Genomic DNA, 12,983 nt, shown 5'->3' on the forward strand with positions numbered 1-12,983 from the left:
GCTCACGGGGAGATGCGCTTGAGCAACTGCTCGTGCTCGTCCTCCGGGACCTGCTCACCGGAGGACGGCAGCAGCTGCGGGATGCCGTCGACGATCGGATAGCGGCGCCGCAGACGCGGGTTGTACAGCGCCTCCTCCGGCACGAGGGGCTCGCCCGGGGCCAGCAGGTGCAGCGGCCCCTTGTCCAGCGGGCAGGCGAGGATCTTCAGCAGCGGGTCGTCGGGGTTCATCCGCTCGTCAACTCCTTGGTGGGGGACGGTGGTGGGGGTGCGGTTCCGTCGTGCTTGGGCATGGCGAGCAGCACCGACACCGCGAGCAGCGTGCCCGCGATGCGCAGCGCGAGCCGCACCGGGTCGTGCGGCAGCGCCTCGCCGAACGCCAGCGTGCCGAGTACCGCCGTGAACAGCGCGGTAACCGTCGTGCACACCGGCACGATGAGCGAGGCACGGCAGCGCTGCAGGGCCGCCTGCGACATGACCAGGCCGAACGCGCCCGTGAACAGCAGCAGATACGGGTACGGCGAGCTCAGCAGGCCGACCAGCGCACCGCCGAGGTCGTGCGTCGTCAGATGGCTGGAGACCCCCTTGATGGCCAGCGAACTCACGCCGTACAGCAGGCCCACCGCGACGCCGTACTCGACACCCGCCGTCGGCAGGCGGTGCCGGTGCCGGGCGCGGCGCTCCGCCGCCCCGTACAGCCACACGCCCGCCGCCAGCGAGGGCAGGCACACCGTGAGGACCAGCGGCACCGGCGCGCTGCGGCTGACGGTGTCGTTCTGCTCGTTCAGCGACAGGACCACCATCAGCAGCGCCAGCAGGATCCCGCCGACCGCGTACCGCTCCCGCCCCGACGTCCGCTCGCCCAGCAGGACCGAGGACAGGAGCAGCAGCAGGACCAGGCCCGACACGAAGATGCCCTGCGCCGCGGCGATCGGCAGCGTGCGGTACACGGCGAGCTGCGCGGCGAAGCCCGCCGCGAGCGCCAGCGACCCGCCGATCCACAGCGGGCTGCCGAGCACCTGCCGCAGCAGCCGCGCGGGGCTGCGGACGCTGACGGACGGCATCGCCGTCAACGCCCGCTTCTCCAGGACGAACCCGGTGCTGTAGAGCACGTTCGCGAGCAGCGCCGCGGCCACACCCCACCACATGGGACTCAAGACTTTCGGGCGTGCAGCAGGAGGATCGAGGCCGCGCTCGGCGCGGCACAGGCCAGGCGGTCCAGGGCGCGCAGCGGACGCGGCACACCGTGGAAGGGCGCCCCGGACAGGCGTACGACGTCGAAGCCCGAGGCGGCGACGAACTCCCGCAGGGCGCGCGCCGTGTACAGCCGCAGATGGCCCACGACCTCCTTGCCGGGGCGGCCGTGGATGCCGCGCAGGCTCACCTCGGAGAAGACGGGCTGCACCCCGGCGAGCAGCAGACCGCGGTTGTACCAGGCGGCGAGGTTGGGTGTGGACAGCATGAGGTGCCCGCCCGGCCTGAGGACCCTTCTCAGCTCGTCCAGCGCGCTGTCCGGGTCGACGAGGTGCTCGATGACCTCGCTGAACAGCACGGCGTCGGCCGCGCCGTCCGCGAACGGCAGCCCGCCGTCGGTGAGTTCGCCGCGCACGACGTACGGCAGCCGGGCGTGCGCGCGCTTGAGGGCGTCCTGCGACCAGTCCACGCCGACGACGCGGTGGCCGGCCAGGAGCGGGGCCGCGGTCGCCGCGGCCGTGCCGTCGCCGCAGCCGATGTCCAGGACGGTGGCGGCGCGGGTCGTCGCGGGGCCGAGCGCGGCGGCGAGGATGCGGGCCTGGCGCAGGCTGCGGGCGTCGCCGGACGCGACGGGGACGGCCGGGTCCTCGTAGAAGTCGCGCAGTCCGGCGGGGCGTTTGGTGGTCGCGGTGGTCACGTGGGCTCCTCGTCGGTCCCGGTGTGCTCCGTCGCATGCAGGTAGTGCTCGAACAGGTCGCGCAGGTGGGCACCGTCGCCGTGGCTGAGCAGCGTCTTGGACCAGCGCAGTGCCAGGTGCAGGCGGCCCGCCGTCGACGCGGTGGTCACGGTCAGGCCGCGCGGCAGCCGGGCCGGCGCGGAGAACCACACGGCGTGCGCCCGGCCCGCGTCGCCGAAGTCCAGGGCGTAGGGGACGCGTCCGATGTTGCTCAGGAGCGTCGTCGACGTCCAGGGCGCGGCGGCCCTGCGCAGGCCGCGGGTGACGGCGGCCCGGAGCGTGACGGGCAGCACGGGCGCGGTCAACAGGGTGGCGCCGTGGCCCAGTTGGGGGCGGGCGAGGGACTTCAGGGCGCGGGTGCGGTCGGAGGTGCGGCGCAGCAGATCGCGGATGGTCTCCGGCGTCCACTCGTGTCCCGTCAACTCCTGTGCGCCGAAGGGGACTTCGACCAGGCGGGTGCCGTTGCCGATGGGCATCGACGCGTCGCGCGGGCGGTCGTCGACCGGCATGGTGATGCGGAAGGGGCGGGGGCGGGCGCCGTGCTCGCGGTTCCAGTGGGCGATCATCAGCGCGGTGGCGACCATGAGCTGGTCGTTGACCGTGAACGGCGAGCCCTTGGGGCGGCGCGGCACGGGCAGCTCCGCGACGAGCATGCCGTTGCCGGGGGAGGGCTCGGGGGTGCCCTTCGCCACCCGCGCCGGCGGCGACCAGCCCGAGGGCGTGTCGGGCGGCGGCGCCTCCGGGGTGCCCTTGTCGGGCGCGCGGGAGGGCGGCGCCGCGGGGGAGTTGTCCCGGCCGCCGTAGATCTCGGCGGCCGTCGCCAGGACCCGCAGACAGGCGGGGCCGTCGAGGGCCGTGTGGTTGATGGTGAGGAAGAGGACGGAGCCGCGAGGCGCGGAGCGCTGTGCCCCGGAGCCGCTCGCTTGGGAGCCTTGTGCCTCTGAGCCAGGCGCCTCGGAGCCGCCCCGGGGCGCACTCTCCCCGGACGTACCGTCACCCTGGCCGGACCCGGACCCGGACCCTGCCGCGCGCCCCGTCTGCTCCTCGGCCACCACCTCCAGCCGGATCGGCGGCGACGCGGTCAGCGGCGGTGCCTCGGCCAGCGCCCGCTCGCGGGCCCGCTTGAGGGCGTCCGGCTCGGGCGCCGGAAACGTCACCACGTCGACGTCCGGATCCCGGGTCAGCTCCCACTCGTAGCGGCGCCGGTACCACGGCCCCCGCGCCTCCCGCATCAGGATGCGGGGGTGGCGGCGCAGCGCCTCGGTGAAGGCGGCCCGCAGCCGGTCCGGATCGGGGGTGCCCGGCAGATGCACCTCGATGTGCACGGTCTCCGGCTCCTCCTCCTGGAGGCAGTGCCGGGCGACCTCGTCGACGACGGGGAACGGCACGCGCGCGGGCGGCCCCTGCGGGCCGTCCGCGCGCCGTGCCGGCTGGTCCAGTGCGGTCATCGCTGGGTGCCATCTCCTGTCGTGGACGAACGCCTGCGGGGGAACCGGACCGTCGCCCCGCCCGGTGGCGCGGGCTCCGGCCGGGCGGCGGCCGGGCCCCGGGCCGAGACGGTGGGACCCGCGTCGTGCGCCGCCTCCGGCGCACCGCCCCGGCCGCCCGGGTCCCCTTCATCGCGCTTGCGGCGCGGCAGCGGAGGCGCCTGTCCGCCCGGGGCCTGCTGCCCGCCCGCGGGTGCCTGCCCGCTCGGCGGCGCCTGCCCGCCCGGCCCGCGGTCCGGGCCGGGCGACAGCGTCGACGCCGCGGGGCCGGTGGCGGGCGCGGGCTGGTCCGGCGGCGGGCCGCCCGGCCCGCCGGGCCCCTGACCCGGCGCGGACGCGTGCCGCGGGCTCGTCTCCCACGACGTCACCAGCGCCGCGAACAGAGCGATCAGCGCGAGGAGTTGGGCCGTGTGACCGAACGCCCCCTCACCGGAGTCGACGTTCCCGCCCGCGCCGATCGACGCCGCGACACCCGCCCCCGCCATCGCCAGGAACGCGATCGGCACGAGCAGCGCGTGCCGCCACCAGGCGAGCAGCGCGAGCGCCGGGACCAGCAGCGCGAACGGACCCGCGATCACCGCGGCCACCAGCGTCAGCGCCACCGTGCCGAGGACCGGACCCGGCGCGGGCGGCGCCGGTGCCGGGGCGTCCGGGTTGAGGTCGCGGCGGCGGACGAGGACCAGCGCGACCAGCCCGAGGACACCGACACCGGCGAGGATCAGCCCGATCTCGTACGTCTGCGACGGTTCGTAGCTCAGCTTGACCGTGCCGCCCTCGCCCTTCGGCACGAGCCAGCCCTGCTGCCAGCCGTCGAGCCGCAGCGAGGTCAGCTCCTTGCCGTTCAGCGTCGCCTTCCAGCCGTCGTTCACGTTCTCGTACGTCGTCAGGTACGAGGCCGCGCCCGCGCCCACCGTCAGCTCGCGGCGGTCGCCCAGCCAGTCCTTGATCTCCAGGTCGCGCGAGGGCTGCGCGACCGCGCCCGGCGTGCCCCGGGTCAGCGAGGCGTCCATGACCGCGAGCGGGCCCGCGTCACCGGTCTCCACGCTGTGCGCGCCCGCGTCGAGCCGCACCGTCCTGTCCTTCTTGCCCTCCTGGCAGAGCGTGACCTCCACCGGGCGGCGGTCCGTGAGGTCCTGGACCGTGCCCTTGACGCTCGACTCGTACAGCTCGCCGTCCACCGACATCGTCGGGCCCTGGCCGCAGGGCAGCGAGAAGCGCTCGTCGGGATCGGGCTGCGGCGTGCGGTACTTGTCGAGCGCCGGGACGTACACCTCCGTGAGGCCCACCGGGAGCTGGAGGTCGTCGTCCGCCACCGGGTTGTGGACCGTCAGCGGCGCCGTCTCCGTGATGGTGATGTCCATCCGGTCGGTGGTGATCGGGGCGAAGCGGGCGTTGCCGTTCTCGTCGACGCCCGCGGTCGCCGCGCCGTCCGGCGAACTGATCTCGATCTGCACCGGACGGGTCGACAGACCGCCCGCCGCGGGCAGCACGATCTCGCCCACCGGCTGCTTGTCCGGCCACTTCAGGTGGATCACCGGATCGCTGTCGGTGCCCGCGATCCACGCCGTCGTCAGATCGCCGTCCGTGAGGTTGCGCGGCGACAGCCCGCTGCCCAGTCGGGCCGTCGAGTCCGCCGTCGCGATGATCTGCTGCTCCTGCTCGGGCGCCACCTTGTAGAGCAGGTCGTCGAGTTCGGCGCCCGGCACGGCGACCGCGCTCGCCTTCATCTCGTACGCACCGTCCTGCGCCGTCGTGAAGCGCCGGTGCAGGCCCGCCTCGGCGTTCACCGGCGAGAGCGCGTTCGGGTCGGAGGAACGGTGCATCGAGTACACGGTCGACGCGGTGTCCGTGATCTTCTCGGCGTCCGCCGGCATCTGCAGGAGCTTGGTGACGCGTACGTCCGGGATGCTGATCTCGGAGAAACCCGCACCCGTCAGACCGGGGCGCGCCACCTGCGTGTCCAGGATCGTGATCTTGATCCAGTCGGTGTCGCCGGCCCGCGCCTTGATCCGCTGCGCCATGCCGTTGGGCTGGAGATCGCTGACGGCACTGCCCCGCTCCGTCTCCACCCGCACCCGCGTGGGCGCCGAGCGGACCCCGTCCTGCGGCAGCGGCGTGACACGGAAGGAGGCGGGCACCGAGATCTTCGAGTTGAACTCGGCCTTGATCCACTCGCCCTTCGCCGAACCGGCGTTGCCCTCCGCCCAGGCCGTCGCCGGGTTCCCGTCGAAGGCGTTCACCGGGTCGTACTGCGGCAGATGGAACAGCCAATTGCCGTAACTGGACGCCGACACCCTCTTCGCGCCGCGCAGCTCCGCGGTCGTCTGGTGCTCGATGCCCTTCGTCGGCAGGATCTGGTGCGGCTTCGCGCCGGGCTCCTGCAACGCCTCGGGCGCGTTGCGCTCGTCGCGCCCGTACGTGTACGAGGTGTTGGTGTTGACCAGGCCGAAACGGGTGTCGGCGCGGCGCAGGCCGTCCCCGACCACCTGGAGCCCGGGCGTCCCGATGCCGGGGTGGTTGTCGCCGGTCAGCACGGTGGGCCGGTCCCGCATCTCCGGGTCGGCGGAGAGCGGCAGCAGCGACTCCGGGCCACCGCTGACGACCGCCGTGTTCGACACCGGCTTCAGGGCCGCCTGGCCGGGACGCTCGGCACCCGAACCGGGGGCGTAGATCTCCACCGCCCGCTGGCGCGGATACAGGCCCTCGACCTGGATCGGCGTGTCGTTCGCGATCTTCCCGTCGGTCGTCGTCGGACCGAGGCCCGTCACCCGCCGGTAGCCCGACTCCTCCAGCGTCCGCTTCACGGTCGCGGACGGGACGTGCCCCACCTGGTCGGGATCGAGGTCATTGCGTACGACGACGTAGTACAGCCCCGCACGCGTCAAGTAGTCGCGCAGGCCGGGCACTTGGGAACCGGTCATCAACGCCTGCTCCACCGCGTCCATCGCGCGGCGGTTGCCCGGCGTCCCGAAGGGCACGTAGTCGCGCTGCGCCCACCGCGAGTCCGCGAGGACGTCCAGCGGCTGGTCGATGGGGGAGCCCCAGGTGTAGATGCCGTGCGCGGTCGCCGGGACGACCAGCGCCCGCGAATCGGGCGAGTACTTCTCCAGCCAGTCCGCCGTGGCCTGCCAGTACGTCGGCAGCTTCTGGAACGAACCCGGCTGCAGGATCGAACCGTTGAGATACGGCCAGGCCAGGCCCGGCAGCACGAGGACCGCCGCGATCAGCGGCGCGTAACGGCGCCCGCGCACCGGGCGCGCACCCCGCGACTGGGCCGCCACACCCACCAGGTGCATCAGCCCGAGGACCAGCGCGAGGGCCAGCCCCGCCTGGAACTTGTAGATGTTGCGGAACGGCACGAGCCAGCCGTTCAGCCACGACTGCACCGTCTCGTGGAACGGCGCCCCGAACGCACCGCCGTACCCGGCCAGCGTGACCAGCACGACCGACAGCACGGTCAGCACCAGCCAGCGCCGCTCCGGCAGATCCCGGCGCGCCAGACCCGCGAGCCCCAGACCCGCCGCCAGCGCCGAACAGACGATCGTCACGACCGCCGTCGCCACCGTCCAGCCGGCCGGCAGCCACGCCTCGCCGAAGTTCAGGTACGCCACCCAGTTCCCGGCGCCGCGCAACGTCTCCGTCGCCGACATCGTGCCGGTCGTGGTCGCCGAACTCTCCACGTACGGCAGGAAGTTCTCGCCGTAGAAGCCCAGCATCAGCAGCGGGATCACCCACCACGCGGTGGCCAGGACGACACCCGGCACCCACCACATGATCAGTTTCCGCTTGCGCGGGCCGTTCGGCCGCGACAGCAGATACAGCGCCACCGGCAGCAGCGACGCCAGTGTCGACGCCGCGTTCACCCCGCCCATGAACGGAATGACCAGCGCCGAACGGCACGCCGCCAGACGCGCGCTGACCCGCTCGTTCAGCAGCGGCAGCAGCACCCACGGCAGCATCGCGCCGGGCAGCGCCGCCGCCGACGTCGACCCGATCACCACGGTGAACGTCGGCCACAGCGCGTACACCGTCGCACCGAGCAGCCGGCTGGGCCGGCTGCCGATGCCCAGGCGCTCGGCCAGCCGCAGCGCACCCCAGAAGGCCGCCGTCACGATCAGCGAGAACCACAGCCGCTCCGCCAGCCACACCGGCAGCTGCACCAGCTTCGCCAGGCCGTAGAACGGCAGCATCGGGAACGCGTAGCCGACGTACTGGTCCTGGATCCCGCCGAAGCCGCCCCGGTCGTGCCACAGCTGGCCCAGATCGGACAGGAACTGCCAGGGGTCGACGGCGACACCGAGCTTGGTGTCGAACGTCATCCGCCCCGGCTTCACCGCGAGGAAGAGCACGAACACCACGGCCCAGAACCCCAGCAGCCAGCGCCGCGAACGCGGCCCCCGCGAGGGTTCAGGGGCAGCGGTCGTGGGCCGTGCGGCCGCCGGGGGTGGGGCCTGGACCGTGGTCATGGACACCGCCTGAGGATGAGGAGAAGATTCCAGGTCGCGAACTCGCGCACACCCGGCACCTTGGTGACCGCCCCGGCCAGGAACGGCCAGTAGCGGGAACGGGCCGACACGACGTCCACGTCGTCACGGGCCCGCACCTGGCGCAGGGTCGATCCGACGTGGTGCGCGAAGAGGTTCTCGCCGAGCGTGTGCTTCGCGGGCCTGCCGGTACGTCGTTCATGACGGGCGCGGGCGCGCTCGGCGCCCAGGTAGTGCCAGGGCGCCCACTCGTGACCGCCCCACGGGGAGAGCCAGTTGGTGAACGAGACGTAGATCAGCCCGCCGGGCCTGGTCACCCGGACCATCTCGCTCAGGAACGTCTGCGGGTCGTCGACGTGCTCCAGGACGTTCGAGGAGAACGTGACGTCGGCGACGGCATCCGCGAGCGGCAGCAGATAGCCGTCCGCCACCACCGAGCCCTGCGGGGGCTTCGCCCCCAGCTCGGCGGGGTCCGGCTCGAAGAGGAAACTCTGCGCGCCGCGCCGCCGGAACTCCTCGGTGAAGTAGCCGCCCCCGCCGCCGATGTCGACGACGACCCGGCCCTTCACCGGGACGTACGCCTCCACCTGGTCGGCGGCGTCCCGCGCGAGGAGCGTGTAACAGCGCTCGGGCTCCTGCTGCTCGCGCAGAAAGGCCCGGAAGAGCGTGGCGGAGCGGCGCAGCGACGGATCCTTCACGCAGACTCCTGCGATATCGCAGCCCCGTGCGGCGCCTCGCGGGACGCGTCGGGCGGCGCCCCGTGCGACGCCTCGTGCGCGGCGACCGCCTCCGCGGCCACCGCCTGGAACTGCCGGACCGTGTTGCCCCAGCGGAACCGCACCGCGCGCTCCCCGGCCGCCTTGCCGAGGGCCCGGCGCCGCTCGGCGCTCAGCGCCAGCGTGCACCAGGCCGCGGCGAAGGAGCTCTCGCCGCGGGCCAGCAGCCCGGTCACCCCGTCCTCGACGGAGTCCCGCACGCCCGGCACGTCGAAGCCGATCGACGGAGTCGACCGCGTCGCCGCCTCCGTGATCACCAGCCCCCAGCCCTCCACGGCCGACGGATGCAGCAGCATCCACGCCTCACAGAGCAGCCGGTGCTTCTCCGCCTCCGACACATGACCCCTGAACTCCACTCCAGGTCCGGCCAGTTGCTCCAGACGCTGCCGCTCGGGCCCGTCGCCCACGATCACCAGACGGCCGCCCGTGACGGGTCTGACGCGCTCCCACAGCCGCAGCAGCAGATCGATCCGCTTGTACTCGACGAGCCGGCCCATCGCCAGGAACAACGGCTCCACGGAGCGCGGATGCAGCGGCCCCGGCTCCTCGACACCGTTGTGGACGATCCGGATCCGCTCCCGGTCGACCCCGATCGCCCGCAGCGCCGTGGCCGTCGACGGCGAGACGGCCACGAGCAGATTGCCGCGCTGCGCGCCCGACAGGGCCCAGTGTTCGAGTCTTCGGCCGAGCCGGGCCGCGGGGGCCAGCGCGCCCTGGAAGCGCATCCCCCACAGATCGGTGTGCACGTGGTTGACCAGGCACAGCGTCGGCCCGCGGTGCCACAGCGGTGCCAGATACGGCATGCCGTTGCAGACCTCCACGAGCAGGTCGCAGTCGCCGACCTGCCGCGTGAACGCGGACCGCGCCCGCAGATAGTGGCCCAGGTCGCCGCCCGCGGACACCACGCGGTAGTCGCGGTACGCGGCAGGACCCCCGCAGAGCAGGGTGACCTGGTGGCCCAGCTTGCTGAGCCCGTCGGCGAGCCGGTCGACGAGGAGTTCGGAACCGCCCGCGGCCGGGTTGCCGAGGTCGCGGTGGGCGAGGAAAACGATCCGGCGCGGTTGTGGGGGAGACGCCGGAAGGCGCTCCGCGCGGCGTGGGGCGGCCGCGCGCAGCGAGGACGGTACGTGCTGGGGCATGCGTGCTCCAACTCGTCTCAGGGTGCGGAACTGTGGGGGCTGGCTTGGGAACGTGCTGTGTTCGGCCTGTGCGGGGGCGGTGCGAGGACTGTGCTCGGGTGGGGTGGACAGTTTTCGCCGCCCGGAACGGCGCGGCTACTCACCGAAGTGACAATTTCCGGGCTTTCCGGAGCTGACGTCTCATCACATCGTGGTGGGCTGCAGGGCCGTCGGTGACGTATCAGGATTCGGACTTCCCGGCTCCGCCGATTCATCGCGCCTTCCCGGCCCGTTCGCCCCGTCGTCACGGCGTCCCCGGACCACGAGCACGATTCCGGCCACCGCGAGTACCCCGCCGAGCGCCGCCGCACCCACCGGCAGCGTCTCGCCGACCAGTTCCAGACGGCCGCTGTCGTCCTTCGCGAGGTCCACCTGCGCCTTCTGCGTGGCCGGGGTGAACGCGATCCGCTCGCTGTCCAGAAGCACCGTCGCGTCCTTGTCCGAACCCGGCGCGCGCAGCGTCTTGCGGGGTCCGATCGCGGCGTAGACGATCCGGCCGGTGCGCTGGTCGGCGACCAGCTCGATGCCGTGGTTCGCGTAGTACTCGTCCGCGATCACCTGGCTCTTCTTCGGCTGGCCGACCAGCCGGCCCGGCACCTGGCGCGTGCCCGTCTTGGTGGCCTCCACGGAACCGGTGAAGCGGAGCCCCTCGTAGCCCTGGATCTTCTTCGTGCCCCGGTAGGTCAGCGGCACCGTCGCGCCCAGCGTGTTGTCCCACCAGCGGTAGGACCGCTTCTCCACGTCGAAGGGGAACTTCAGATAGGCCTCGCCCTCGAAGTACGGCTCCTCGCCGCAGCAGTGCACCGGCGCGTTCGTCCTCCGGTCGGTGACCCAGCGCTCCAGGGTCCACTGCAACGAGTCGTGCGGGTCGGCCGCGGGCAGCGACTTGTCCGGGTCGACGGAGGTGGACACGTCCCAGATCGCGCGCCCGCTGTCCTCGCTGTCGGCCACGTCCCCGCGCACCTGCCGGGTGATCGTGAGGTCCTGGTCGCGGACCGTCTTGATCTTCTCGGTGTCGAAATAGCTTCCCTTGCCCTTGAAGACGGTCGTGATGTCGACATCCACGGGCGTACGTTTCGCGCGTGGCTCGACGTACCAGGCCAGCATCGGTGCGAGGACCAGAAGAAACGCGCCAAGACCGAGAAGGATCAACGAAAGTGGAGAGGCGGTGCGGCGCATGGGGGTCACTCCTGGGCTGAGGGCGGGAGAAGTGTTACCGAGCCGTATGGGCCGGGAACCGTAGGCGCACCCTTGACGAGGTGTCAATGCAGCGCCGAGACTGGGCATCTGCCGGGCGGGGCCGGCAAGGACTGTGCGACCAGCGACTTCATGGCGGAGCCCTCCGGCCATGACATGGCGGAACCGATGCGCCATGACCAGGGACTGCGTGACCGGGGTGGGGACGACCTCCGACAGAGAGGCTGACCCTCACAATGCACCGACTGCTCGCCGCTTCACTCACCGTCGCCGCCGGGGCGCTCCTCGCCGTGGGCGCGGCACTCGGCATCGTCGCCCTCCTCAACGCCACGCCGGAACAGCCCAATACACCGCTGGTGCATTACGAGACGCCTGCGCGGGGTCAGTGAGGGGCTGTGGCTGTTACGCGTATGCAGGCTTCTGGGGTGTCTGGGGCGGCTGAGGTTTCTGAGGACCGGTTGTCCGACGACCGGACCCCCGGTGCCGGTGCCGGTGCCGGTGCCGATGTCGACGCCGATGTCGACACCGAGGCCGGTACGGACGTCGTCGGCACCAACACCGACGTTCCGCTGATCCCACCGTCCCCTCTCGCCCCACCGCCCCCCGAACCCCGCTCCGCGTGGCGTGACGTTCCTCCTGCGCAGGTGCGGCAGTTCGCCGCGCTCGCCCTGGAGGAGGTGCCCGCGCTCGCGCAGGACATCCTGCGCGAGATCCGCGCCGAGTACCCCGGGCTGCCCGTCGTCCTCGACGACTCGGGCGAGCCCATGGCGCTGATCGGTATCCGCCGTGCCCTGGAGGGGTTCGTCCAGCAGCTGGCGTCGCAGGAGGGGCGGCCGCGCTACCACCTGGAGGTCTTCCAGGAGTTCGGCCGAGGCGAGGGGCTGCACGGCCGCAGTCTCGACTCGCTCCAGGCGATCTACCGCCTCGGGGTGCGCCTCGCCTGGCGCCGGCTCGCCGAGATCGGCCAGCAGATCGAGATCCCGCCACCGGCCATGTACGAGCTGGCCGAGTCGGGGTTCGAGTATCTGGACGGTCTTGTCGACCAGTCCGTGCGCGGATACGCGGAGGCCGCCGCCCGTGAGGCGGGCGAACGGCTGCGCCTTCAGCGGAAGTTGATGGAGCTGCTGCTCTCGGAGCGACGCCCCGACTCCGGTACGGGCGGCCCCGCGATGTCCGGAGCCGGACCGGGGCCGGGCGGCGGAGGATCCTCGTCCCTCGGCAACGGACTCGGCGAACGCGCCGCCCGCGTCGGCTGGCAGTTGCCCGAGCGCGTCGCCGTGGGCGTCCTGCTGCGCCCCGCGAGGGAGGCCGTCGCCCCCGCAGTCGGGCAGGGCGTCCTGCTCGACATGGAGGCCGAACAGCCCCGCATGGTCGTGCCCGACCCCGACGCGGCCGGGCGCCCCGAACTCCTGCGCCGCGCCATGGCCGGCTGGTCGGGCGCCATCGGCCCGCCCGTGCCGCTGGCCGACGCGGCGAAGTCGCTGCGCTGGGCGGAGGCCGCGGTGCGGCTGATGGAGCGGGGTCTGCTGCCCTCCGGCGAGGTGCTGCACTGCACCGAGCACACCGAGGCGCTGGTGCTCCTGCAGCCCGAGGAGCTCATCGAGGACCTGACCCGCCGCTGCCTGGCCCCCTTGGACCACTGCGGTCCCGCGCACGGGCGCCGCCTCGCCGAGACCCTGCTGGCCTGGCTGGAGACCCGCGGCGGCGCCCCCGAGGTGGCGGCCCGTCTCGGGGTCCACCCCCAGACCGTCCGCTACCGCCTGCGCCAGATCAGGGAGCTCTGGGGCGACGAGATAGACGACCCGGACCGCCGCTTCGAGCTGGAACTGGTGCTCAGGGCACGGCGGTTGAGGGGCCGGCTGGGCCGAGCGTGAGCGGACGGAGCGCCGCGCCGCACCTCACCGCCGGCGCTCCGTCCCCTCTCCCTGCCTG

General features: G+C 72.9%; 10 protein-coding genes. 2 read left to right on the forward strand and 8 right to left on the reverse strand.

Annotation, left to right across the window (positions count from 1 at the left end; translation table 11 throughout):
• Positions 1-2: 2 nt before the first annotated feature.
• From AOK22_RS26995 to pgfA, 8 genes are all read right to left on the reverse strand, one after another.
• Positions 3-230 (reverse strand): Trm112 family protein, encoded by a 228-nt coding sequence (locus AOK22_RS26995; RefSeq protein WP_055701319.1) that lies wholly within the window; start codon positions 228-230, stop codon positions 3-5.
• The gene (locus tag AOK22_RS27000) at positions 227-1,135 is read right to left on the reverse strand and encodes a hypothetical protein (RefSeq protein ID WP_055701327.1); all 909 of its coding nucleotides are present in this window, start codon (positions 1,133-1,135) and stop codon (positions 227-229) included. The genes AOK22_RS26995 and AOK22_RS27000 overlap by 4 nt, the downstream gene beginning before the upstream one ends.
• 17 nt (positions 1,136-1,152) lie before the next feature.
• The gene (locus AOK22_RS27005) at positions 1,153-1,890 is read right to left on the reverse strand and encodes a class I SAM-dependent methyltransferase (RefSeq protein ID WP_055701320.1); all 738 of its coding nucleotides are present in this window, start codon (positions 1,888-1,890) and stop codon (positions 1,153-1,155) included.
• Positions 1,887-3,377 carry a hypothetical protein gene (locus AOK22_RS27010; RefSeq protein WP_055701321.1) on the reverse strand — a complete coding sequence of 497 codons (1,491 nt, stop codon included), beginning with the start codon at positions 3,375-3,377 and terminating at the stop codon, positions 1,887-1,889. The genes AOK22_RS27005 and AOK22_RS27010 overlap by 4 nt, the downstream gene beginning before the upstream one ends.
• A complete protein-coding gene (locus AOK22_RS27015; protein WP_079036843.1) occupies positions 3,374-7,882 on the reverse strand; it encodes a DUF3367 domain-containing protein in 4,509 nt (1,502 codons plus the stop codon). Before AOK22_RS27015 ends, AOK22_RS27010 begins: the two co-directional genes overlap by 4 nt.
• On the reverse strand, positions 7,879-8,598 hold the full coding sequence (locus AOK22_RS27020) for a class I SAM-dependent methyltransferase (protein ID WP_055701323.1): 720 nt from the start codon (positions 8,596-8,598) through the stop codon (positions 7,879-7,881). The genes AOK22_RS27015 and AOK22_RS27020 overlap by 4 nt, the downstream gene beginning before the upstream one ends.
• Positions 8,595-9,815, reverse strand: coding sequence for a glycosyltransferase family 4 protein (locus AOK22_RS27025; RefSeq protein ID WP_055701324.1), 1,221 nt, complete (start codon positions 9,813-9,815; stop codon positions 8,595-8,597). Before AOK22_RS27025 ends, AOK22_RS27020 begins: the two co-directional genes overlap by 4 nt.
• A 183-nt stretch (positions 9,816-9,998) precedes the next feature.
• Positions 9,999-11,033, reverse strand: a complete 1,035-nt coding sequence (pgfA, locus tag AOK22_RS27030) for a cell envelope lipid trafficking protein PgfA (RefSeq protein WP_055701325.1) — start codon at positions 11,031-11,033, stop codon at positions 9,999-10,001.
• A 254-nt stretch (positions 11,034-11,287) separates the two neighbouring features.
• Between pgfA and AOK22_RS42005 the strand changes: the two genes are divergently transcribed.
• Together AOK22_RS42005 and AOK22_RS27035 are read left to right on the forward strand one after the other, a co-directional pair.
• A complete protein-coding gene (locus AOK22_RS42005) occupies positions 11,288-11,440 on the forward strand; it encodes a hypothetical protein (protein WP_167357893.1) in 153 nt (50 codons plus the stop codon).
• 183 nt (positions 11,441-11,623) lie between these two features.
• Entirely contained in the window at positions 11,624-12,925 is a 1,302-nt protein-coding gene (locus AOK22_RS27035; RefSeq protein ID WP_069886128.1) for a PucR-like N-terminal domain-containing protein, read from the forward strand.
• Positions 12,926-12,983: the final 58 nt, after the last annotated feature.

This window comes from Streptomyces silaceus, from assembly GCF_001419745.1.
Classification (GTDB): Bacteria; Actinomycetota; Actinomycetes; order Streptomycetales; family Streptomycetaceae; genus Streptomyces; species Streptomyces silaceus.

What these genes read in the sequence shown, in the direction of transcription:
- pgfA (WP_055701325.1), bottom strand. Translation starts at nt 11,033, where the DNA reads ATGCGCCGCACCGCCTCTCCACTTTCGTTGATCCTTCTCGGTCTTGGC.
- AOK22_RS27015 (WP_079036843.1), bottom strand. Translation starts at nt 7,882, where the DNA reads ATGACCACGGTCCAGGCCCCACCCCCGGCGGCCGCACGGCCCACGACC.
- AOK22_RS26995 (WP_055701319.1), bottom strand. Translation starts at nt 230, where the DNA reads ATGAACCCCGACGACCCGCTGCTGAAGATCCTCGCCTGCCCGCTGGAC.
- AOK22_RS42005 (WP_167357893.1), top strand. Translation starts at nt 11,288, where the DNA reads ATGCACCGACTGCTCGCCGCTTCACTCACCGTCGCCGCCGGGGCGCTC.
- AOK22_RS27025 (WP_055701324.1), bottom strand. Translation starts at nt 9,815, where the DNA reads ATGCCCCAGCACGTACCGTCCTCGCTGCGCGCGGCCGCCCCACGCCGC.
- AOK22_RS27010 (WP_055701321.1), bottom strand. Translation starts at nt 3,377, where the DNA reads ATGACCGCACTGGACCAGCCGGCACGGCGCGCGGACGGCCCGCAGGGG.